This window comes from Stenotrophomonas nitritireducens, assembly GCF_001431425.1.
In the GTDB taxonomy this organism is placed as follows: Bacteria; Pseudomonadota; Gammaproteobacteria; order Xanthomonadales; family Xanthomonadaceae; genus Stenotrophomonas; species Stenotrophomonas nitritireducens.
Map to the genome: position 1 here is coordinate 1 of NZ_LDJG01000029.1, position 23,049 is coordinate 23,049.

The following is a 23,049-nucleotide window of genomic DNA, read 5'->3' on the forward strand; positions in this document are numbered from 1 at the left end:
CGCCGCCGAAGGCTTCGCCGCTGCCGCCGCCGCCGGAAGCACCGGTGGTCGACGTGCCGGAACCGCGCCCGAACGACGTGGTGACGCCGCCGACGCCGCCATCCCCGCCGGCCGCTGTCACCGACATCCAGGCCAGCGTGGACATCTCGTCCAAGAACATGAACCCGCCGCGTTATCCGCCGGCCGCTTTCCGCGCCGGTATCCAGGGCGAGGTCATCCTGATCATTGATGTCGACGCCAGCGGCAACGTCACCAATGTCTCCGTCGAGAAGTCCAGCCGTAACCGCGACCTCGACCGTGCCGCCATGGATGCTGCACGCAAGTGGAAGTTCAATGCTTCCGTCGTCAATGGACAGAAGGCGGCTGGTCGCGTCCGCGTCCCGGTCAACTTTGCGCTGAGCTGATCCCCGGCGGCCGCAGGGCCGCCACCAGGGAACCGTTCGACTTTAGCTACACCCTTTAACACCACACACAACAAAGGTAAGCGTCATGCTGCAGGAAATCTTCATCGCCGCTGCTGCCGGGGGCAACGCAAACAACGCGCTCTCGCAGATGGGCTTCGAGCATCTGATTCACGAAATGACCTCCAAGCCGGGTGACTTCGCGGTTTCCTGGGTCGTGCTGCTGACCCTGGTCGTGATGTCGGCGATGTCGTGGTACTGGACCGTCATCAACATCTTCCGCACCGCCCGCCTGAAGTCGGCTTCCGACCGCGTGCCGGGCATGTTCTGGGATGCCGCCAATGCCCAGGACGCCATCCGCGCCATGGAAGAGCAGCCGGCTTCCGAGCCTTTCTCGAAGATCGCACTGGACGCTGCCCAGGCCGCTGCCCACCACCAGCAGGCTGGTGCCGCCGAGACCCTGAGCCGTTCGGAGTTCGTCGACCGCGCCCTGCGTCAGGCCGTCACCCGCGAATCCAACAGGCTGCAGGGCGGCATGATCCTGCTGGCCACCGTCGGCGCGACCGCTCCGTTCGTGGGTCTGCTGGGTACCGTGTGGGGCATCTACGGCGCGCTGATCAAGATCGGTGCCACCGGTTCGGCCTCGATCGACGCCGTTGCCGGCCCGGTGGGTGAAGCGCTGATCATGACCGCCATCGGTCTGTTCGTCGCGATCCCGGCCGTGTTCGCCTTCAACTTCTTCAGCAAGATCAACAGCGCCACCGTCAGCAAGTTCGACACCTTCGCGCACGATCTGCACGACTTCTTCGCCACCGGCTCGCGCGTCCGCTGAGCCGTCGGCAGAGCAGTCCTCGCAACGATATAGACGGAGCCCGTTATGGCTTTCAGTAGTGGTAACAGCAGCGGCCCCATGGCCGACATCAACGTCACGCCCCTCGTGGACGTGATGCTGGTGCTGCTGATCATCTTCATCATCACGGCTCCCCTGATGTCCCACAAGGTCAAGGTAGAGCTGCCCGAGGCCAACCTGAACATCAATCCGGACGACGCTGAAAAACGTCCGAATCCGATCACGGTTGCTGTCAAGGAAGACGGTTCGCTCTACTGGAACGATGAGCTGGTGACGAAGGAGACCCTGGAGTCGCGTTTCGCCACTGCTGCCCAGCAGACGCCCCAGCCCCCGCTCAACCTGCGTGGTGACAAGACCACCAAGATGAGCGTGATCAATGAAGTGACCAAGATCGCGCAGGGCCAGGGCATGCTGGACGTCGGCTTCGTTGCCACCAAAGAAAAGGGGCAATAAGCGATGGCATTCAGTAGTGGTGGAAACAGGGGCCCCATGGCCGACATCAACGTCACGCCCCTCGTGGACGTGATGTTGGTGCTGCTGATCATCTTCATCGTGACCGCGCCGATCATGACGTATCCGATCGCCGTGGACCTGCCGCAGCGGGTCATCAATCCGCCGCCGCAGCTGCGCGAGCCGCCGCCGCCGATCGATCTGCGGGTGGATGCGAGCAATCAGGTTTACTGGAACAACAGCCCGGTGAACGTGAACGAGCTGCAGCAGAAGATGGAAGAAGAAGTACAGAAGGATCCGACCAACCAGCCGGAACTTCGCATCGATGCCAATCCGGATTCCGAGTACGAGGTCATGGCCAAGATCCTGGCCCAGGCCAAGAACGCACAGATGAAGAAGATCGGTTTCGTGCAGTAACGCAATACCCAAGTCATGACGCGACTGGAGAACGCCCCCGCTTGCCGGGGGCGTTCTTTTTCCGTAAGACCGCGGCGAAACGCGGCTGTCTCCGGACAGCAGAGCCATGGGGAAATCCGCATGTCGAAATCAGGCAGGATCGTGTTGGCGGTGGCTGTATCGGCAGGAGCGCTCGGCTCGCTGTGCATCGCTCTTCTGCTGATTGCGCCTGTCATGAGGTATCCGGTCGCAGTGGATCTGCCGCAGCGGGTCATCAATCCCTCGCTGCCGCTGCGCCAACCATCGCCGCCGATCGATCTGCGCGTGGATGCCGGCAACCAGATTTACTGGAACGAAAACCCGCTGGATCTGGACGAACTTAGGCGGAAGATGGAAGAGGAAGTAAGAAAGGATTCGGCAAACCCGCCGGCACTGCGGATCGATGCCGCCCCGGATTCCGGATACGAGGTGATGGCCAGAATCCTGGGCCAGGCCAAGGAAGCCGGAATAAAGAAGATCGATTCCATGCGGTAGCGGGGAATCCGGCCCATGGCTGGAAGATGCCCCATCAGCAGGAAACCCCCGCGGTTCCCTGCCGCTTTCATGCCCCAGCTCAGCCCGTATGGCCGATCACCGCCAGATAGGCTTTCACCGTGGCATCGAGTCCGCCATACAGCGCCTCGCCTATCAGTGCGTGGCCGATGGAGACTTCCAGCACCTGCGGCACTTCCTCCAGGAAGCGGCCCAGGTTGGCCTGCGACAGGTCGTGGCCGGCATTGACGCCCAGGCCCGCGGCCTGCGCTCGCCGTGCAGCATCCGCGAACAGCGCCAGGGCGGCGTCCGGGGAGCCGGCGGCGAAGGCCTCCGCATAGGGACCGGTATAGAGCTCGATGCGATCCGCGCCGAGCGTGGCGGCGGCGGTGATGTCGGGGTTGCCAGCGTCGACGAACAGACTGACCCGGCAGCCGAAGCCTTTCAACGCGGCGACCAGGGGACGCAGGCGCTCGCCATCGCGGGCGAAATCAAAGCCGTGGTCGGAGGTGAGCTGGCCATCGCCATCCGGCACCAGGGTGGCTTGCGCCGGCCGGGTCTGTTCGCACAACGGGAGCAAGCCTGGATAGCCGGCGCGCGGCGGTGCGAAGGGGTTGCCTTCGATGTTGAACTCGACGTCCCGTGCACGGGTGAGCGCGGAAAGCGCATGGACATCGTCGGCGCGGATATGCCGCTGGTCGGGGCGGGGATGCACGGTGATGCCGTGCGCGCCCGCATCCAGGCAGGCCGTTGCCGCGCGCAGCACGTCCGGGTCGTTGCCGCCACGGGAGTTGCGCAGTACGGCGATCTTGTTGACGTTGACGCTGAGGCGGGTCATGACGGCGGATGGTCTTCAGATGCGGAGGGGGACGGGGAAGCGGCCGGCCGCAGCTGGTCGCGAAGGGCCTGCAGCTCGGCCGGGTGCAGGGAGCGCGCAGGCTGGCTGGCCGCGCCGCCGAAGCGTGCCGCATGCAGCCCCTTGATCCACAGCAGGAAGAAGAGCAGCGCGGCCAGCAACGCCAGGAGCAGCAGGCCCGCATGCGTGGTGGTGATGGCAAGGGTGAAGGCGCCCAGCGCGAGCAGCAGGAACAGCCAGTACATGACGATCTCCCGTGGAGGCGAGCAGTGTAGCGGTCCGCCCGGGGACGCTTCCATGCGCCGGACGCTACAGCAGGGGAGAAGCGAGCCGGGCGAACGCTTCGGGCAGGCGCTGCCGCCACAACGGGCGATCGCGGTCGGGCCGCACCGGCGTGGCGCAGGCGAACTCCTGGGCCAGGATCGCTTCCAGTTCCGCGGTCAGTCCCCGGTCGTGGTAGAGCATCGACAGCTCGAAGTTCAGGCGGAAGCTGCGGTGGTCGAAGTTGGCGCTGCCGACGATGCAGGTATCGTCGTCGGCGATGAAGGCCTTGGTATGCAGCATGCGCGGGCCGTATTCGTAGATCTTGACCCCGGCCTGCAGCAGTTCGTCGTAGTAGGAGCGGCCGGCCAGGGTGACGAACAGCGAGTCGCTGCGACGCGGCACCAGCAGGCGCGTGTCCAGCCCACCCAGCGCGGCCGAGGTCAGCGCCATGCGCGCGGCTTCGCCGGGGACGAAATACGGCGTTACCAGCCAGACGCGACGGGCGGCTTCATGGATCGCCGCCACGTGCATGCGATGGATCGCCTCCCATGAGGAATCCGGGCCGGACACCAGTACCTGTGCCTGCACCCGGCCATCCTCCCGTGCCGGGCCATCGGAGGGAAAGAGGTCTTCCCGGTCGAAGTGGGCCATGCGCTGCCCGCTGGCGTAGATCCAGTCCTCCAGGAACACCAGCTGCAGGCTGCGCACGACGTGTCCGGTCAGGCGCGTGTGCAGGTCGCGGTAAGCGTCGGGATTGCGGCTGTCGTCCTCCTCGTCGGTGATGTTGATGCCGCCGGTGAAGGCGAGCGAGCCGTCGATGACCACCAGCTTGCGGTGCGTGCGCAGGTTCAGCCACGGGCGCTTGAACGGCTTGAGCAGCTGGCGCGGATGGAACCAGACCACCTCGGCGCCGGCGTCGAGCAGCGGCCGCAGGAAACTGCGCTTGACCCCCGAGGAACCGACCGCATCCAGCAGCAGGCGCACCTTCACCCCTGCCCTCGCCCGCTCGGCCAATGCGTCGCGCAGGGCCGTGCCGGCATGGTCGGGCTCGAAGATGTAGTACTCCAGGTTCACGTGGCGCGTTGCGCCGGCGACCGCCGCCAGGATCGCCGCATAGGTCGCCGCGCCGTCGACCAGCCAGTCCACGGCAGTGGCGGTGCTGGGCGGCAGGCCGGTGGTGGCCTGGCCGATGCGCGCCAGCTCGGTGCAGTGCGCATCGGCCGGGCAGACCGTGTTGTAGGCCTCCATGCCCTCGCGCGAACGCCCGCGCCGCAGGCGCTGGCGCACGATCTTCTGCGGGCCGAGCACATAGAACACGAACAGGCCGATGTAGGGCAGCGCCGCCAGCGACAGGATCCAGCTCAGCGTCGCCACCGGCTCGCGCTTCTGCAGCACGATGTAGCCGGCCAGCAGCACCAGGTACAGCACATAGGCGGTCGCCAGGATCTGCGCCGCGTGCGGGATGGAGGACACGCTGGTCCAGAGACTGTGGAGGGCTTCGCGCATGCGGCGATTCTAGCCATGGCCCGTGCATGGCGCGCGAGGCCGGCCATGGCGGTGCACCTGCATGAACGCCGCGTCGCTGCATCTGCGACGCGGCCGCGCTAGCGTAGGCCGATGCCGACTCCGATCAAGGGCCGCGGTGCCGCCAGCCACCTGCCCGGCCGCTTCGAGACCACCATCACCGATACCGTCGACGACGGCTGGCTGGCCGACGATGGCGAGGAATTCGCCACGCCGCGCCTGCGGACCGACGTGCGCGTCGAAGTCGCGCGCAGCATCATCAGCCGCAACACGTCTCCGGACGTGGGCTTCGACCAGTCGGTCAACCCGTACCGCGGCTGCGAGCACGGGTGTTCGTACTGTTTCGCGCGGCCCACCCACGCCTACCTGAACCTGTCGCCGGGGCTGGACTTCGAGACCAAGATCTTCGCCAAGACCAATGCCGCCGAACTGCTGCGCAGGGAGCTGGCCCGGCCCGGCTATGTGGTCAAACCCATTGCGCTGGGCATCAACACCGACGCCTACCAGCCGGTCGAACGCAGACTGGGCATCACCCGCCAGCTGATCGAGGTGATGCTGGAAACCCGCCATCCGTTCTCGCTGATCACCAAGAACGCGCTGGTCGAACGCGACATCGACCTGCTGGCGCCGCTGGCCGCGCAGCGCCTGGTCAGCGTGCATTTCTCGGTGACTTCGCTGGACCCGCACCTGTCGGCGAAGCTGGAACCGCGTGCCTCCGCGCCGCATGCGCGGCTGCGGGCGATGCGGCGCCTGCACGAGGCCGGGATTCCGGTCGGCGTGATGGTGGCGCCGGTGATCCCGTGGATCAACGATGCCGAACTGGAAGCAGTGCTGGAAGCCGCCCGCGATGCAGGCGCGCGCAGTGCCGGCTACGTGCTGCTGCGCCTGCCCTACGAGGTGGCGCCGCTGTTCCGCGAATGGCTGCAGGCGCACCATCCGCAGCGGGCCGAACACGTGATGAGCACCCTCAACCAGCTGCGCGGCGGCAAGGACTACGACAGCCAGTTCGGCAAGCGCATGCGCGGCGAAGGCGTCTATGCGCAGCTGCTGTCGCGCCGCTTCGCGCTGGCCAGCAAGCGCCTGGGTTTCAACGCCTCGCGCGAACAATGGCCGTGGCTGGACTGCAGCCGCTTCGTGCCGCCGGTACCGCCGAAGAAAGCCTCGCCGCAGGGCGAGCTGTTCTGATCCGCCACCGGTGTCCTGCGGTCGTCGCCGTCAGGGCCGGGGCCCGCACAACCGCGAGGAGTGCGAGGCCAGCCTCTGCCAGTGGCCATCGCGCAGCGCCCACACGCAGGTGAAGCGCAGGCGCCCTTCCCAGGACTGGCCGTTGCGGGTCGCGGCCTGCGCGCGGGTGCCGGTGATCACCGCGGTATCGCCATAGCGGCGTACCTGTACATCCGCGTTGTCGATGCGCGTGTTGCGGCGCGTGCGCGTGGCCAGTTCCTGTCCCTGCAGATAGCCGGCTCTGTGCTGCACCCGGCCATCGGAACGGGGGAGCTGCCAGTCCTCGGCCAACAGCGCGGCCAGCGCCGATGCATCGCCCTGCAGGCGCAGGCGGCTCCAGTCGGAGTCAGCCTGTTCGAGCGTCGGCGTCCGTGCCCAGGCCAAGGCAGAAGCCAGCAGCAGGGGTACGGCGATCGATGCGCGCATCGGCATGGCCTCAGGGAAAACGCCGACGGTGGCCCGAACCGGCGGGCCTGTGTAGTGCCGGACAACGCCCGGCAGGGGCTTTCCCGACGCTGCCACAGCGGGGCATTGCCCCGCTCTGCCCGCAGGCCGCGTGGACTCAGCCCCGCGCGTCGTGCTCGTGGTGGTAACGGGTGGCTTCGGCTACCTCGTTGCGCGAGCCGAGGAACACCGGCACGCGCTGGTGCAGCTGGTCGGGCTGGATGTCGAGGATGCGCTGGCGGCCGTTGGTAGCGGCGCCACCGGCCTGTTCGATCAGCATCGACATCGGGTTGGCCTCGTACATCAGCCGCAGCTTGCCGGCCTTGGACGGATCCTTCCTGTCCCACGGATAGATGAAGATGCCGCCGCGGGTGAGGATGCGATGCACATCGGCCACCATCGAGGCGATCCAGCGCATGTTGAAGTCCTTGCCGCGCACGCCCTCGCGGCCGGCCAGCAGGTCGGCCACGTAGCCCTGCATCGGCGCTTCCCAGTGGCGCTGGTTGGACATGTTGATGGCGAATTCCTTCGTGTCGGCCGGCACCTGCATGCCGCGCTGGGTCAGCACGAACTCGCCGGTCTCGCGGTCCAGGGTGAAGGCGTGGGTACCGTGGCCGACGCTGAGCACCAGCATCGTGCTCGGCCCATAGATGCAGTAGCCGGCCGCGACCTGCTGCACGCCCGGCTGCAGAAAGTGCTCGTCGCCGGGCTTGTCCACGCCGGCCGGTGCGCGCAGCACCGAGAAGATGGTGCCCACCGACACGTTCACGTCGATATTGGAGCTGCCGTCCAGCGGATCGAACAGCAGCAGGAAGTCGCCGTGCGGATATTCGGACGGCACCGGCTGGCTGTGGTCCATCTCCTCCGACGCGCAGGCGGCCAGGTGGCCGCCCCAGGCATTGGCCTCGAGCAGGATCTCGTTGGAGATCACGTCCAGTTTCTTCTGCGCCTCGCCCTGCACGTTGCCGGTGCCTGCGTCGCCGAGCACGCCGCCCAGCGCGCCCTTGCTCACCGCGATCGAGATGCTGGTGCAGGCGCGGGCCACGACCGCCACCAGCTGGCGCAGGTCGGCGTTGATGCGCCGGGCATGCTGTTCTTCGATCAGGAAGCGGGTCAACGACGTGCGGGACATGGACGATGGCTACCTTCAGCGGAAAGGAACGCTATTGTCGCGGGTTGTCCCTGCATTTACGAGTCGAGGGCCGGGGGAGGCCAGGTCCTGTCCCGCCTGTGGGTGGAACTGGACAGGGTTTGTCGGTACGGGAAGCCGGTAGATGCCATCGACGCCGGCTACAGGCGGCATACCATGGACGCCCCGGAGGGAGAGGACATGGACTGGGACCAGGCAACGCATGGCCTGCCGGCGGCACTGGGCATCGGCCTGCTGATCGGCGCGGTGCGGGAGCGCCAGCATGGAAACGCCGCATCGGCGCAGGCGGGCGTGCGTACACACGCATTGCTGGCATTGATGGGGGCCGTGGCCCTCGCGCTGGGACAGGCCGCATTCCTGGTGGCGCTGCTGGCGGCCGCCCTGCTGGCGTGGAGCAGCTACCGGGTGACCGCCCGCGACGATCCGGGCCTGACCGGCGAGGTCGCCCTGCTGGTCACGGTGCTGCTGGGTGGCCTGGCGCTTGAAGAGCAGGAACTGGCGGCGGCGCTCGGCGTGGTGGTGGCGATCCTGCTGTGGGCCAAGGCGCCGCTGGCGCGGTTGAGCCGCGAGGTGATCAGCGACCAGGAGATGCGCGATGCGCTGCTGTTGGCCGCCTGCGCGCTGGTGGTGCTGCCGCTGTTGCCGGAGACCGCGATCGATCCCTGGGGAGTGCTGGTGCCGGCCAGGCTGTGGCGGATCGTGGTGCTGGTGATGGGCGTGGGCATGCTCGGCCACATCGCGCTGCGGGCCGTAGGCGCCCGTCGGGGCCTGCCGGTGGCGGGTTTCTTCTCCGGTTTCGCCTCGTCCACGGCGGCAGTGGCCGGGTTCGGCCGTGGCAGCAGGGTCTCGGCCGCGCTGGTGGGGCCCTCGGCGTCGGCCGCCTTGCTGGCTAATCTGGCCTCCCTGCTGCTGTTCGCGGCGGTGATCGGCACCACCTCGCCCGCGTTGTTGCGTGCGAGCGCATGGCCGCTGCTGGCCGCGTCGCTGCTGTTGTTGGCGTTCTCGCTGCTGGGCCTGCGCCAGGTGAAGGAAGAAACGCTGCCGCCGACCTCCGCCGCCAACGCCTTCCGGCTGGGGCATGCGTTGATGATCGCGCTGGTGATCGCCGTTGTGCTGCTGGTGTCCGAAGGGTTGCGCCAGTTGTTCGGCCAGGCGGGGGCATTGGCCGGGGCCACCATCGCCGCGCTGGGCGAACTGCACGCGGCGGCGGCCAGCATCGCCAGTCTCGCCGCTTCCGGCGGCCTGGAACTGGCGACGGCGCGCTGGGGCGTGGTTACCCTGCTGGCATCCGCTTCGCTGGCCAAGTCGATACTGGCCTTCGCCAGCGGTGGCCCACGCTATGGAGCCGCCGTCAGTGCGGGGTTGGCGGCGATGGTGGTGGGCGCGGCGGCAACGACCTGGCTGGTACCGGGCTGAACCTGCCGGCGCCGGCCGTGCCCATGGATGAAAAAAAGCCCGGATTCGGCCGGGCTTTTTTTCGATCATGGCAAGGGCGCCGGATCAGCCGCGGCTGACTTCGTAGACGGCTTTGGCCACGTAGTCCAGGTTCTTCTGGCTGAGCGCGGCCACGCAGATGCGGCCGGTACCGACGGCGTAGATGCCGTACTCGTCGCGCAGCCGGTCCACCTGCGCCTTGCTCAGGCCAGAGTAGGAGAACATGCCGGCCTGCTGCTGGATGAAGCCGAATTCCGGCGCGCCCAAGGCGGCCAGCTTCTGCACCATGCCGGCGCGCAGGGCGTGGATGCGCTCGCGCATCTCGGTCAGCTCGGCGCCCCACATGCCGCGCAGCTCGGCGCTGCCCAGCACGCCGGCGACCAGCGCGGCGCCATGGGTGGACGGGCTGGAGTAGATGGTGCGGATGATGCGCTTGACCTGCGACTGCACGGCCTTGGTCGAGGTCGCGTCCGGGCCCACCACCGACAGCGCGCCGACGCGTTCGCCGTACAGCGAGAACGACTTGGAGTACGAGTTGGCGACGATGAAGCTGTCGATGCCGGCCTCGGCGATGATGCGCACGGCCTGGCCGTCCTGCTCGATGCCCTTGTCGAAGCCCTGGTAGGCCATGTCGATGAAGGGGAACAGCTGGCGGTCCTTCAGCAGCGCGGCGACCTGCTTCCACTGCTCCGTGCTCAGGTCAGCGCCGGTCGGGTTGTGGCAGCAGGCGTGCAGCAGCACCACGGTGCCCGGCTGCAGCTTCTGCAGGTCGGCGACCATGCCGGCGAAATCCAGGCCGTGGCTGGCGTTGTCGAAGTAGGTGTAGTCGACAATGTCGAAGCCGGCGGCGCCGAACACGGCGCGGTGGTTTTCCCAGCTCGGGTTGCTGATGGCGACGGTGGCGTGCGGCAGCAGCTTGTGCAGCAGGTCCGCGCCCACGCGCAGCGCGCCGCTGCCGCCGATGGTCTGCGAGGTGGCGACGCGGCCGGCGGCGATCAGCTCCGAACCCTCGCCGAACACCAGCTTCTGGGTGGCCTGGGTGTAGGCAGGCAGGCCGTCGATCGGCAGGTAGCCGCGCGGCTTGGCCTCGGCGGCGAGCTGCTGCTCGATCAGGTGCACGGCGCGCAGCAGCGGGATGCGGCCGTCTTCGTCGTAATAGATGCCGACGCCAAGGTTGACCTTGGTCGGGCGCGGGTCGGCGTTGTAAGCCTCGGTCAGACCCAGGATCGGGTCGCCAGGAACCTGTTCCACGTTTGCAAAGAAGGACACGGCGGTACTCGTCACGGTGGCGGGAGGAGAGAAGTTCGGGACGACCGCGCAGCGCGGTCAAACCGTCCCATCCTAACAGGGCCGGGCGCCATTGGCCGCAGGGTTTCAGGCGGAACCGTCGCGGCGCGACGCAGCGCTCGCCGGCGATCGGCGATGATGCCGGCATGAAGCGATGTAGACGGTTGTTTCCGGCGATCGGCCTGGCAGTGGCGCTGCCGGCGACGGTATCGGCCGGCACGGCGCCCGCCACGCTGGATGCCGTGCAGGTGCAGGCCGCGCGCGTGCATGCGGTCGACGATTTCGACCTGCCCGCGTCGATGACCAGCGTCGGCGTGGACGAGGACGGCGCTGGCCGTGGCGCATTGGTGTCCGAAGCCCTGGGCGGCGTTCCCGGCCTGCTGGCGCGCGAGCGGCAGAACCTGGCGCAGGACACGCAGCTGTCGATCCGCGGTTTCGGCGCGCGCTCCACCTTCGGCGTGCGCGGCGTACGGCTGCTGGTCGACGGCGTGCCGGCGACGATGCCCGACGGGCAGGGCCAGTTGTCGCATTTCAACCTGCTCGGCGCCGAACGCATCGACGTGCTGCGCGGGCCGTTTTCGGCGTTGTACGGCAACTCGTCCGGCGGCGTGGTGCAGCTGTGGAGCGCCGATGGCCAGGCGGGCGACCCGTGGCGGCTGCGCGCGACTTTCGGCAGCGACAACAGCCGCAGCCTGGGCCTGCAGCTCAGGGGCCAGGCCAAAGCCATGCATTACAACGTCGCCGCCAGCGATTACCGCACCGATGGCTGGCGCAAACACAGCGCGGCGCGGCGCGGATCGCTCAACGCGCGGCTCGGGTTCGAGCCTGCGCCGGGCCAGCGCCTGGACCTGCTGTTCAACGTGCTCGATGCCCCGCACGCGCAGGATCCGTTGGGCCTGACCGCCGAACAGGCGCGCACCGATCCGCGCCGGGCCACCGCCGCCGCCACCCAGTACGACACCCGCAAATCGGTGCGGCAGGCACAGGCCGGCGCGGTGTACACGCTGGATCGCGAGCGCCGGACCTGGCGGCTGATGGCCTATGCCGGACAGCGCACGGTCGAGCAGTTCCTGGCGATTCCGCCTGCGGCACAGGCCAATCCCCTGCACTCGGGCGGGGTGATCGACCTGGACGGCGGTTACGGCGGCGTGGATGCGCGCTGGGCCTGGCACGGCGCCCTGGCGGGCCGGCCGCTGGAACTGGTGGTCGGCGCCAACGCCGACGGCCAGCGGCAGCATCGCACCGGCTATGAGAACTTCGTCGGCGACGCGCTGGGCGTCAAAGGCCGGCTGCGCCGCGACCAGCGCGACCGGGTCGGCAACGTGGACCAGTTCGCGCAGGCCTGGTGGCAGCTCGGCCCACGCTGGTCGCTGCTGGCCGGGGCGCGCCACAGCCGGGTGCGCTTCCGTTCCGATGACCATTACATCGTCGCCGGCAATCCCGACGACAGCGGCCGCCGCGACTACGCGGCCACCACGCCGGTGGCCGGGCTGGTGTTCCGCGCCGGCGAGGATCTGCGCCTGTATGCCTCGGCCGGGCGTGGCTTCGAGACGCCTACCTTCAACGAGCTGGGCTATCGCGCCGACGGCGGCGCCGGGCTGGCGCTGGACCTGTCCCCGGCCACCAGCCGCAATGTCGAGCTCGGCGCCAAATGGCGCAACCAGGCCGGCGCGCGGCTGGAGCTGGCGTGGTTCCGCGCCGACACCGACGACGAACTGGCCGTGGCCGGCAACATCGGCGGCCGCAGCAGCTACCGCAACATCGGCGCCACCCGCCGCCAGGGCGTGGAGCTGGGCTGGCTGCAGCCCATCGGCGAGAGCCAGCAGCTGCAGCTGGCCTGGACCCGGCTGCAGGCCAGCGTGCGCGAGGGCTACTTCACCTGCACCGGCCTGCCTGCGCCCTGCATCGTGCCGCGCAATCCGGTGGCGGCCGGCAGCGCCCTGCCGGGCGTGCCGCGCCAGCAGCTGCATGCACGCTGGCGCTGGCAGCCGGGGCCGTGGCTGCTGGCGGTCGAAACCGTGGCCGCAAGCGCCACGCCCGCCACCGACCTGGGCGACGCCCGTGCGCCGGGCCACGCGCTGCTGAACCTTGAAGCCAGCCGGCGCTGGCCGACCGCGCATGGCCCGCTGCGCCTGTTCGCGCGCGTGGACAACCTGCTGGACCGGCGTTACATCGGCTCGGTCATCGTCAACGACGGCAACCAGCGCTATTACGAACCCGGCCCGGATCGGGGCTGGACGCTGGGCCTGCAATGGCAGTGGGCGCCGCGCTGAGGCCGCGATGGCACGACCGCCGCGCCCGCGGGAGGGGATGCGGGCGACGGCGGCCATGCGCGGACGGTCAGGCGTTCATGTCCAACACGACGCGCCCTTCGATCTGGCCGGCGCGCATGCGCGCGAACACGGCATTGATGTTGTCCAGCGTATCGGTGGCGACCGTCGCGGCGACCTTGCCGTCGGCGGCGAACTGCAGCGATTCCTGCAGGTCCAGGCGGGTTCCGACGATGGAGCCGCGCACGGTGATGCCGTTGAGCACCATGCCGAAGATGTCCAGCGGGAAATCGCCGGGCGGCAGGCCGTTGAGCGACACCGTGCCGCCGCGCCGGACCATGCCCAGCGCCTGCTCGAACGCCTTGGGCGACACCGCGGTGACCAGTGCGCCGTGGGCGCCGCCGATCTCCTTCTTCAGGAACGCCGCCGGGTCCGTGGTACGGGCATCGACGGTGACCGCCGCGCCCAGCCGTCGCGCCAGGGCGAGCTTGTCCTCGTCCACGTCCACCGCCGCGACGTTCAGGCCCATCGCCCGCGCGTACTGCACGGCCATGTGGCCCAGGCCGCCGATGCCGGAGATCGCCACCCAGTCGCCCGGCTTGGTGTCGGTGACTTTCAGGCCCTTGTAGACGGTGACGCCGGCGCACAGCACCGGGGCGATCTCGACGAAGCCCAGGTTCTTCGGCAGGTGCCCGACATAGTCGGCGTTGGCCAGTGCGTACTGGGCGAATCCGCCGTTGACCGAATAGCCGGTGTTGCGCTGACTTTCGCACAGCGTTTCCCAGCCGCCCAGGCAGTGCTCGCAATGGCCGCAGGCCGAATACAGCCAGGGGATGCCGACGCGGTCGCCTTCCTTCACATGGCGGACGCCTGCGCCCACCGCGACCACATGGCCCACGCCTTCATGGCCGGGAATGAAAGGGGGCTCGGGCTTGACCGGCCAGTCGCCCCCGGCGGCATGCAGGTCGGTGTGGCAGACGCCGCAGGCCTCGATCTTCACCAGGATGTCGCCGGCGCCCGGCCGCGGCACCGGCACCTCCTCGATGACCAGCGGCTGGCCGAACGCACGCACCACCGCGGCCTTCATCGTCCTGTCCATGCGCGATCTCCGTCAGGGAATGTCCCTACTCTGGCGACGTCCGGCGGACGCCGCATTGATCGTGATCACGCCCCGGGCAGGGAGCATGCGCCGGTACGCCGCCCGCCGGCTCAGCCTGCCAGCACCGCCGCTTCGCGCGCCAGCCGCTCGATGCCGGTCCAGTCGCGCGCCGCCAGCAGCTCACGCGTGGTCAGCCACGAACCGCCCACGCACAGCACGTTGGGCAGGTGCAGGAACTGGGCGGCGGTCTGCGCGCCGATGCCGCCGGTCGGGCAGAAGCGCACGTCGCCGAACGGGCCGTTCCATGCCGACAGCATCGCCGTGCCGCCGGCCTGCACCGCCGGGAAGAACTTGAACGTGTCCAGCCCCTGCTCCAGCCCGCGCATCAGCTCCGACGAAGTGGCCACGCCCGGCAGGAACGGCAGGTCGGTATCGCGCGCGGCGGCGTAGAGCCGGTCGGTGGCGCCCGGCGAGACCGCGAAGCGGCCGCCGATGGCCTTCACCTGCTCCATCTGCCCCGCGTCGAGCACGGTGCCGGCGCCGATCACCGCGTCGGGCACGGCCTCGACCATCGCCTTGATCGCCGCCATCGCGGTGGGCGTGCGCAGCGTCACTTCGATCACCGGCAGGCCACCGCGGAACAGCGCCTGCGCCACCTGCACCGCATCGTCGATGGCGTCGGGGGTGAACACCGGGACCACCGGCGCCAGTTTGAGGACAGCGCGCACGCGCGGATCAGCGCCGGACATCGAACCTTCCTTCGCCCACCAGGGCCATGACGTCGGCCACGCCGACCGGGTTGAAATCGCCGGGAATGGAGTGCTTCAGGCAGCCCGCGGCCAGGCCGAAGCGGATCGTGGCCTCCGCGTCGAAGCCTTCGATCAGGCCGTGCAGCACGCCGGCGGCGAAGGCGTCGCCGCCGCCGATGCGGTCGACGATATCGGTCAGTTCCTCGGTCGGCGCCACGGCGCGGGTGCCGTCGCGGCCGAGCAGCATCGCGCCGAGCGAATGGTGGCCGACGCTGTGTGCCGTGCGCTGGGTGCAGGCCAGGTACTGCAGGCGCGGGAAGGCGGCGAACGCCATCGCGGCGGCCGCGTCCACGCGTGCCTGCGCCTCGGCCTGCGGAAACCCGCCGCCCAGCACCACGCCGATGTCGCGGTGGTCGGCGAACACGATGTGCGCGCAGTCGAACAGGTCGCGCAGGATCGCCTTCGCGTCGCCGCCCCAGCGTTCCCACAGCTTCGGCCGGAAATTGCCGTCGAAGGACACCTTGATGCCCGCCGCGTTGGCCGCGCGCGCTGCCGCCAGCGTGGCCTGCGCCGCCTCGGCGCCGAGTGCCGGGCTCACCCCGGACAGGTGCAGCCACTGCGCGCCGTGCAGCAGCGCCGGCCAGTCGTAGCTGTCGGCGCGCGCGTTGGCGAAGGCCGAATCGGCGCGGTCGTAGACCACCTCGCTGGGCCGGTGGCCGGCGCCGGTGGTCAGGAAGTACAGGCCCATGCGGCCTTCGCCGCGGCGAACACGGCCGGTGTCCACGCCATGCCGGCGCAATTGCCCGGTCACCGCCGCGCCCAGCGGGTTGTCGGCGACCACGCCGACCATCGCCACGTCGTGGCCGAAGTGCGCCAGCGCCACGCCGACATTGGCCTCGGCACCGCCGCAATGCACCTCCAGGGCCGGGGTCTGCAGCAGCAGCTGGTGGCCGGGGGCGCCGAGCCGCAGCAGCAGCTCGCCGAAACAGACAACACGGGGGGAACTCATCGGGACTCCTGTCGCGGTCTACACGGGCGGGAATGATGGCACGATAGTTTGACCATCGGTGTCATCCATCCGGAATTGTCTCTTGTCCCTGTCGGCATCGGCGCCGTAATGTCCCAAAGACAAGGGGTTGCGGCGATTTCTCCGTCTGTTGCAGTGCAAGATGCTCCCTCCCTGCGCGCCTGCTACTTTCGGCTTTGACCAGCGGTGTCATAGGCCTTTGGCACTACAGGAATCACCGCTTCGCATGTAAACCTTTGGAGAGGGGGAAACACATGTATCCACACAGCAAGCAGAAAAAGACACCGGTTACCTTGCTCGCGCTGTCGATCGCGCTGGCCCTGCAGGCCGGCGCCGCGTCGGCGCAGGATGCCGGCGCTGCCGCCACCGAACTGGACACCGTGACCGTCACCGGTTACCGCGCCAGCGTCGAGAAGGCACTGGACATCAAGCGTGGCGAGGCCGGCATGGTCGACGCCATCGTCGCCGAGGACATCGGCAAGTTCCCGGACAGCAACCTGGCCGAATCGCTGCAGCGCATCCCCGGCGTGGTCATCACCCGCGACGGCGGCGAAGGCCGCCAGATCACCGTGCGTGGCCTGGGCCCGGATTTCACCCGCGTGCGCATCAACGGCATGGAAGCGCTGAGCACCGTCGGCAGCAGCGACGGCCAGGGCGGCACCAACCGCAGCCGCGGCTTCGACTTCAACGTATTCGCCTCGGACCTGTTCTCGCAGCTGATCGCGCGCAAGACCGCCTCGGCCGACGTGGAGGAAGGCTCGCTCGGCGCCACGGTCGACCTGCGCACCGCGCGGCCGTTCGATTACGACGGCTTCACCCTCGTGACCAACGTGCAGGCGGCCTACAACGACGCCTCGCAGGCGGCCATGCCGCGCTTCGCCGGCCTGATCGCCAACAGCTGGGCCGACGGCAAGATCGGCGCGCTGCTGTCGGTGGCGTATTCCGAGCGCGACACCGTGGAGGAAGGCACCGGCACGGTGCGCTGGGCCAATGCGTTGGCGAACACACCGATCAATACGGCCAATCCGAAGGGTGTCGGCTTTGCGGGTTGCAGCACCAAGAGCGCTCCATTCCCCGGGGTCTGCAGCGACCAGGTCTACACGCCGCGCTTCCCGCGCTACACGCTGATGGAGCACGACCAGAAGCGCCTGGGCGTGACCGGTTCGTTGCAGTTCAAGCCCAGCGACCGCACCACCTTCAGCCTGGACATGCTGTACTCGAAGATCGATGCCCAACGCGACGAGAAGTACATCGAGGCCAACGGCCTGAGCAAGACCGGCAACGACGGCAAGGCCCAGATCGTGGTCAGGGACGGGGTGATCGAGAATGGCGCCTTGGTCTACGCGAAGATGGACAACGTCGACATCCGCGCCGAGAACCGCCATGACGAGTGGAGCACGGATTTCTACCAGGTCGGCCTCGATGGCGAGCACAAGCTGACCGACAATTTCACCCTCAGCGGCAGGGTCGGCACCTCCAGGTCCAAGCATGACAATCCGGTCCAGGCGACCATCATGATGGACAAGCTGGACGTGCAGGGTTACAGCTACGACTACCGCGGCAGCATGACCAGGCCGGTGTTCGACTACGGCGTCAGCCCGACCGATCCGAGTGGCTGGACGCTGTCCACCATCCGCCTGCGCCAGAACTACGTGACCAACGAGTTCCACAACGGCGAGCTGGATTTCGCCTGGGTCGTCGGCCCCTCGTTCACCCTGAGCGGCGGCGTGCAGGGCAAGAACTACAGCTTCGATTCGATGGAGCGCCGGCGGACCGCGAACGAGGCCACCTCGCTGCCGAATTTCAGCACGGGCGGCAAGATCGTTCCGGTCGACATGACCGAACAGGCCAGCCTCGGCGGAATGGCCGGTTCGCCGGGCAAGTGGGTGGTGCCGAACTTCGACGCCATCGCCAACCTGTTCGGCGTCCTCAGCGGCGAGGGCATCTACGCGCTGAGCGATTACGCCGCCAGCATGCGCAGCGTCGAGGAACAGGACCGCAGCGGTTGGCTGATGGGCAAGTTCTCCACCGAGATCGGCTCGATCCCGGTGTACGGCAACTTCGGCGTGCGCCACGTCAGGACCAAGCAGACCTCCACCGGTGTTGCCACCGCCAGCGGCAAGCCGGTGGCCGCCACGGTGACCCGCGAATACAACGACACCCTGCCGTCGCTGAACGTGGTGGCCGAAGTCACCCCGGACTTCCTGCTGCGCTTCGCCGCGGCCAAGGTGATGTCGCGCCCGGGCCTGGGCAGCCTGACCCCGGGCGTGACGGTCAACGTCAGCGGCAGTGCGAAGACGGTCAGCGGCGGCAACCCGATGCTCGACCCGGTGCGCGCCAAGAGCTACGACCTGGGCCTGGAGTGGTACTTCGACGAAGGCGCCATGCTCGGCGCGACCCTGTTCTACAAGGACATCGGCAGCTACATCCAGAACACCCGCGAAACCCGGATCTATGCCGACAGCGGTCTGCCGGCCAGCCTGCTGGAAAATCTCAACGCCAGCCCCAGCGACGAATTCGTGTTCACCGTGCCGATCAACACCCCGGGCGGCAAGCTGCAGGGCGTGGAGCTGAACTATGTCCAGCCCTTCACCTTCCTGCCGGGCAAGTGGAGCAACTTCGGCACGCAGCTGAACTACACCTACGTGGACTCGGACATCCAGTACCTGTTGTCCTCCGGCGCCGCCGCGCAGAAGGCGCCGATGACCGGCCAGTCCAAGAATTCGTGGAACGCCACCCTGTTCTATGAAGGCAAGAGCTTCTCCGGTCGCGTGTCGGCCACCAACCGCAACGACTACCTGATCCAGGTGCCGGGCACCGAGACGGGCTTCAACAGCGAAGCCAACGGCGTCCACGGCCAGAGCGGCACCACCATCCTCGATGCGTCGATCCACTACCGCATCAGCGACAAGCTGGAAATCAGCCTGGAAGGCGCCAACCTGACCAACGAGGCGCAGGAATCGTGGGTGGCCAACCCGTCGGTGTCGCTGCCGCTGGAGTACAGCCAGACCGGCCGCACCTACACGCTGGGCCTGCGCTACAGGTTCTGATGCGATGAACCCCGCCCCGGCCCGGCGCCGGGGCGTTCCGGAGATGGTGCGACGCAGGATGTGATGGCGCACGTGCGTCGCTAACTTGGCCCACCGCATGCGGCACAGGCAACCGCACGCACGCTTCCAAGAGACGCACGATGTCACGACGTTCCGCCCGCTCCCTGCTCCGTCCCCTGCTGTTGGCTTCCGCGCTGTCCGCCGCTCTCCCGGCGGCGGCGCATTCTTCCCCGGCGCAACTGCTGTTCCGCGTCTCGGCCGACCAGGGTTTTGTCGCCGACCAGGCGCAGGGCGGCGCGGTTCCCAATTTCCAGGACAAGGTGAGCCTGGTCGACGACGGTGCCCATGGCCGCGCGATCCGCTGGGAAGACGACGGCGTGCTGTCGTGGAACGCACCGGGCAACATCCGCGCCGAGCGCGGCACCCTGTCCTTCTTCTGGCGTTCGCGTTACGCGGTAGGCGAAGCGCCATTCGTGATCTTCCGCGTCGGCTATGCCGACCACAGCAGCTGGGACATGACCTGGCTGCGCATCGACTGGAACGGCCACGGTTTCGATGCCTTCGTCACCGACGCCAACCTGGCGCGCACCCGTGTTTCCTTCCGGCTGGAAAACAACCCGTCGCCCGTGCAATGGCAGCACATCGCCTTCGCCTGGGACGAGGACCAGGGCGTGCGCCTGTTCCTCGACGGCCGCGAAGTGGCGCGCGCGGAGACCACCGGCGACTACGATGCCGCGCTCGACCAGCTCGGCCTGGCCGGGCGGGTAATGGCGCCCTACCAGGTGCAGAGCCGCTACAACTTCCTGCGCGGCAGCGATGTCGACGAGATCCGCGTCTACGACCGCATGCTCGACGCCGACGGCGTGGCAGCGCTGGCGCGCAATGCAGAACCGCGCGCGGATGAAGCCGCGACCGCCTCGCAGCGGGCATGGTGGCACCGCTACGGCTGGGAAGGCGCCCCGCCGCCCGCGCTGGCCGCGGCGACAACGACGATCCGCAAGATCGAGTTCGCCGACGCCAAGGACAAGAAGCAGTGGATGTGGAAGGGCACCGACGGCATTGCCGAGACCACCTGGCCCGGCGTCTACAACCGCTCGCGCCTGCCCGGCCGCAACGACTACTTCCAGCTGCCGGACTGGAACACCTATGTTGAAGGCGGGCAGCACCTCGATCTGACGGTGCCTGCCAATGAGCAGATCAACCGCATCGAGATCCGCGGCGCGGCCTTCGGCACGCTCGACGGCGATGCCGGCACCCTGTTCACCCGCCCCAAGGGCGTGGTCCGCAGCGTCGATGAATTCGCCACCCAGACCGGTGGCGCGCTGCGCTTCTCCAACGTCGAGCAGGAAACGCCGATCCAGGAAATCTGGGGCTACCACGTCAGCGACGCCGCCGAGCCGCAGGGCACGGTCAAGCAGCGCTACCTGGTCGACAGCAGCGTGCTGCCGGACTACACCAACGTCGCCGCGCTGCGCGACTACATCGATGGACGCTTCGCACCGGACGAACGCAGCGTGGTGATGGCGCTGCCCAAGGGCGCCGGCTCGCGCCGGCGCGCGGCCGGTTCGCTGCCTGCGCATCCGCAGCCCATCGTGCACGTGCTGGTGCCTTCCGGCGTCGGCGACGCGCCGGCGGCGCAGCCGCTGATCCGCAGCTGGGCCTACAGCTGGGAGAACATGCACGACGGACTGGACGGCGTGGCGCTCGATCTTCCCGCGCTCGACCTGCCGGCAACGCATGACGGATTGATCCCGCTGAACATCCGCATCAAGGATCCGATCTGGCCGGCGCGCGACATGATCGACGTGTCGGTCTCGGTGCGGCCCGGGCAGAAGCGCACGCTGTGGCTGGACCTGCGCGACCGCATCCTCACCGCCGACAGCCTGTGGATTTCCATCGCCTCGGCCGCACCCGGCTTCAATGCCGCTTCGCTGGATGGCGCCGAAGTGCGGCTGGTGTTCAAGGACCGCGCGGAGGCGCTCAAGGAGCACGTCGCCGACCGCTTCAACCAGGTGCGCGACAACTGGGGCTTCCTGGTCGAGGAGCACACGACCTCCAAGCGCCAACGCCTGTACGCGCGCGTCTACGCCGACCTGAGCGATCTGCTGCGGGTCGATCCGGAACACGAGCTGGGCCGGCTGTACTGGAACTACATCAGCTACAACAGCCAGGGCAAGCCGCCGTTCCAGCAGCCGCAACCGCCCAAGGGCGTTCCGCTGTGGGCGTTCCGGCAGGTGGAGGACCTCAAGCGCGTGCGCCGCTTCGTCGACTGGTGGATCGACAACCGCCAGGTCGAATACGGCGACTTCGGTGGCGGCATTTCCGACGATACCGACCTCACCCAGCAGTGGCCGGGACTGGCGCTGATGGGCGTGGAGCCCGAGCGCATCAATGCCTCGCTGACCGCGCTGTCCGATGCGGTGTACAGGAACGGCATGTTCGCCAACGGCCTGAGCACCATCGAGACCGACGAACTGCATTCCTACGAGGATGGCATCAACGCCAACAGCGCGATGCTCTACCTCAACTGGGGCGATCCGCTGACCGTCGAGCGCCTGATGGAGACGGTCAAGGCCTTCGACGAGCGCATCATTCTGCGCAACCCGCAGGGGCAGCTGCTGTTCTCCAGCAACTGGTTCGGCGGCAACAAGGTCTACCGCGAACCGAACTGGCAGTGGCAGAAGCCGTATTCGTTCCCGGTGCTGCATCCGGCATTCCTGATGGGCGAGTACAACGCCGATCCCACCGGTCGCAAGCTGGTCACCGGTCTGGCCGACAGCTATCTGGCCCACGCCTACACCGACGACAAGGGCCGCTGGGCGCTGCCCAACGAGATCAACTGGGCCACCGGCAAGACCCGCGGCGGCGAGCTGAACCAGGGCTCGGGCGGCGGCGACGTCATGCACACGTTCTGGGCGGCGTGGCGCTGGAGCGGCGACGACCGCTACCTGAAGGCGCTGGACTACCGCGTAGTGCGCGGTGGCCCGAACGCGCTGTCCAACCTGGGCGAGAACTTCATCGACCTGCTCGGCCGCCAGCAGGACTGGGGCCGGCAACTGGTCGCCGACGCCGACAAGGGCGACACCGGCTTCGCCGCCATCACCGCGTGGCAGCTGAGCGGCGACAAGAAATACCTTGAAGCGCTGCATGCCGAGGGCATCCAGGCCAAGGCACAGCGCGAGTACATGAACACCGAAGGCCACTGGTGGAGCGACCGCGTCGAGGCGCCCAGCGAGTTCCTGCAGCGCCTGCGCCTGGGCGGCATCGCGCTCAAGCGCAACCAGAGCTTCCCCGGGCACACGCTGAGCTGGCGGTTCGCCCAGCCCGGTGCCGCCGAGCAGGTGGCGCTGCTGGTGCATGCGCCCTCGCGCGAACGTTTCAAGGTCATCGCGTACAACCTCGGCGACCGACCGGTGGACGCGGCGATGACCGGCTGGAACATCGCCGCCGGCACCTGGCGCATCACCAGCGGCATCGACCGCGATGGCGACGACAGGATCGACGGCAAGGCGCAGGTGCGCGAGGTCGCGCTGCAGCGCAGCGCCTCGACCATGCTGCGTTTCGCGCCGAAGCAGGCACAGGTGTTCGAGTTCGAGTTGCTTGAAGCCGGCACCCCGGTGGAAACCCGCGCCGACCTCGGCATCGGCCGTGGCGACCTGCAGATCACGGAGGCAGGCGTGCGGCTGACCGTGCACAGCCTGGGCCATGCCGCCACCCGGCCGGGCCATGCGCTGATCGAGGATGCGCGCGGCCGCGAAGTGGCGCGCGTTGCGATTCCCGCGCTGGAAGCGCCGCTGGACCTGCGGCCGCGCACGGTGACGCTGGATCTGCCGCTGCCGCCCGGCTTCGACCGCCGCGGTGCCAGCGTGCGGGTGCTGCAGGAAGATGGCGCGGAAGAAGTGACGTTGTTGAACAACCGCCTGCTGTTGCACTGAACAGCCTGCCCTGCATTGCTGTCCCTGTAGCGCCGGGCATAGCCCGGCGGGGCCTGCGCGGTAATGCCCCAGCGGGGCGCCGCCCCGCTCTACGAGGCGGCCGGGGTT

General features: G+C 68.4%; 19 protein-coding genes. 10 read left to right on the plus strand and 9 right to left on the minus strand.

What is annotated here, in order from left to right; all coding sequences use genetic code 11:
* From ABB22_RS15730 to ABB22_RS15750, 5 genes are all read left to right on the plus strand, one after another.
* Positions 1-404: energy transducer TonB (locus ABB22_RS15730; protein ID WP_152984220.1), on the plus strand; the 404-nt coding region annotated here is incomplete at its 5' end.
* 85 nt (positions 405-489) lie between these two features.
* Entirely contained in the window at positions 490-1,233 is a 744-nt protein-coding gene (gene exbB / locus ABB22_RS15735; RefSeq protein WP_055768675.1) for a TonB-system energizer ExbB, read from the plus strand.
* A 45-nt stretch (positions 1,234-1,278) separates the two neighbouring features.
* Complete coding sequence (locus tag ABB22_RS15740; protein ID WP_055768673.1) at positions 1,279-1,704, plus strand: ExbD/TolR family protein; 426 nt, start codon at positions 1,279-1,281, stop codon at positions 1,702-1,704.
* Between the two features lie 3 nt (positions 1,705-1,707).
* Positions 1,708-2,118 carry an ExbD/TolR family protein gene (locus tag ABB22_RS15745; RefSeq protein WP_055768671.1) on the plus strand — a complete coding sequence of 137 codons (411 nt, stop codon included), beginning with the start codon at positions 1,708-1,710 and terminating at the stop codon, positions 2,116-2,118.
* Between the two features lie 120 nt (positions 2,119-2,238).
* The gene (locus ABB22_RS15750) at positions 2,239-2,631 is read left to right on the plus strand and encodes an ExbD/TolR family protein (RefSeq protein ID WP_055768669.1); all 393 of its coding nucleotides are present in this window, start codon (positions 2,239-2,241) and stop codon (positions 2,629-2,631) included.
* Between the two features lie 79 nt (positions 2,632-2,710).
* Here the strand turns inward: ABB22_RS15750 and ABB22_RS15755 are convergent, their stop codons facing one another.
* The 3 genes from ABB22_RS15755 to cls all read right to left on the minus strand — a co-directional run bounded on the left by ABB22_RS15755 (position 2,711) and on the right by cls (position 5,254).
* Positions 2,711-3,466 (minus strand): pyridoxine 5'-phosphate synthase, encoded by a 756-nt coding sequence (locus ABB22_RS15755; RefSeq protein ID WP_055768667.1) that lies wholly within the window; start codon positions 3,464-3,466, stop codon positions 2,711-2,713.
* On the minus strand, positions 3,463-3,729 hold the full coding sequence (locus tag ABB22_RS15760) for a hypothetical protein (protein WP_055768665.1): 267 nt from the start codon (positions 3,727-3,729) through the stop codon (positions 3,463-3,465). Before ABB22_RS15760 ends, ABB22_RS15755 begins: the two co-directional genes overlap by 4 nt.
* Before the next feature lie 64 nt (positions 3,730-3,793).
* Positions 3,794-5,254 (minus strand): cardiolipin synthase, encoded by a 1,461-nt coding sequence (gene cls / locus ABB22_RS15765; RefSeq protein ID WP_055768660.1) that lies wholly within the window; start codon positions 5,252-5,254, stop codon positions 3,794-3,796.
* 111 nt (positions 5,255-5,365) lie between these two features.
* Here cls and ABB22_RS15770 point away from each other — a divergent pair, with 111 nt between their 5' ends.
* A complete protein-coding gene (locus ABB22_RS15770; protein ID WP_055768657.1) occupies positions 5,366-6,457 on the plus strand; it encodes a PA0069 family radical SAM protein in 1,092 nt (363 codons plus the stop codon).
* A 30-nt stretch (positions 6,458-6,487) separates the two neighbouring features.
* Here the strand turns inward: ABB22_RS15770 and ABB22_RS15775 are convergent, their stop codons facing one another.
* Entirely contained in the window at positions 6,488-6,922 is a 435-nt protein-coding gene (locus ABB22_RS15775; protein WP_055768654.1) for a nuclear transport factor 2 family protein, read from the minus strand.
* Between the two features lie 136 nt (positions 6,923-7,058).
* Positions 7,059-8,072 (minus strand): class 1 fructose-bisphosphatase, encoded by a 1,014-nt coding sequence (locus ABB22_RS15780; RefSeq protein WP_055768652.1) that lies wholly within the window; start codon positions 8,070-8,072, stop codon positions 7,059-7,061.
* 198 nt (positions 8,073-8,270) lie between these two features.
* Between ABB22_RS15780 and ABB22_RS15785 the strand changes: the two genes are divergently transcribed.
* Positions 8,271-9,506 (plus strand): MgtC/SapB family protein, encoded by a 1,236-nt coding sequence (locus tag ABB22_RS15785; protein WP_057505349.1) that lies wholly within the window; start codon positions 8,271-8,273, stop codon positions 9,504-9,506.
* Between the two features lie 84 nt (positions 9,507-9,590).
* Here the strand turns inward: ABB22_RS15785 and ABB22_RS15790 are convergent, their stop codons facing one another.
* Positions 9,591-10,793, minus strand: coding sequence for an amino acid aminotransferase (locus ABB22_RS15790; RefSeq protein WP_055768646.1), 1,203 nt, complete (start codon positions 10,791-10,793; stop codon positions 9,591-9,593).
* 164 nt (positions 10,794-10,957) lie between these two features.
* Between ABB22_RS15790 and ABB22_RS15795 the strand changes: the two genes are divergently transcribed.
* Entirely contained in the window at positions 10,958-13,084 is a 2,127-nt protein-coding gene (locus ABB22_RS15795; RefSeq protein WP_055768642.1) for a TonB-dependent receptor, read from the plus strand.
* A gap of 67 nt (positions 13,085-13,151) precedes the next feature.
* Here the strand turns inward: ABB22_RS15795 and adhP are convergent, their stop codons facing one another.
* The 3 genes from adhP to ABB22_RS15810 all read right to left on the minus strand — a co-directional run bounded on the left by adhP (position 13,152) and on the right by ABB22_RS15810 (position 15,938).
* Positions 13,152-14,180, minus strand: a complete 1,029-nt coding sequence (gene adhP / locus ABB22_RS15800) for an alcohol dehydrogenase AdhP (RefSeq protein WP_055768640.1) — start codon at positions 14,178-14,180, stop codon at positions 13,152-13,154.
* Between the two features lie 110 nt (positions 14,181-14,290).
* The gene (eda, locus tag ABB22_RS15805) at positions 14,291-14,929 is read right to left on the minus strand and encodes a bifunctional 4-hydroxy-2-oxoglutarate aldolase/2-dehydro-3-deoxy-phosphogluconate aldolase (RefSeq protein WP_055768637.1); all 639 of its coding nucleotides are present in this window, start codon (positions 14,927-14,929) and stop codon (positions 14,291-14,293) included.
* Complete coding sequence (locus tag ABB22_RS15810) at positions 14,916-15,938, minus strand: sugar kinase (RefSeq protein WP_055768634.1); 1,023 nt, start codon at positions 15,936-15,938, stop codon at positions 14,916-14,918. Before ABB22_RS15810 ends, eda begins: the two co-directional genes overlap by 14 nt.
* Positions 15,939-16,210: 272 nt before the next feature.
* On the opposite strand from ABB22_RS15810, the gene ABB22_RS15815 reads away from it, so the two are divergent.
* A complete protein-coding gene (locus tag ABB22_RS15815; RefSeq protein ID WP_055768631.1) occupies positions 16,211-19,006 on the plus strand; it encodes a TonB-dependent receptor in 2,796 nt (931 codons plus the stop codon).
* 140 nt (positions 19,007-19,146) lie between these two features.
* The gene (locus ABB22_RS15820) at positions 19,147-22,941 is read left to right on the plus strand and encodes a LamG-like jellyroll fold domain-containing protein (protein ID WP_055768628.1); all 3,795 of its coding nucleotides are present in this window, start codon (positions 19,147-19,149) and stop codon (positions 22,939-22,941) included.
* The last annotated feature ends 108 nt before the right edge of the window (positions 22,942-23,049 follow it).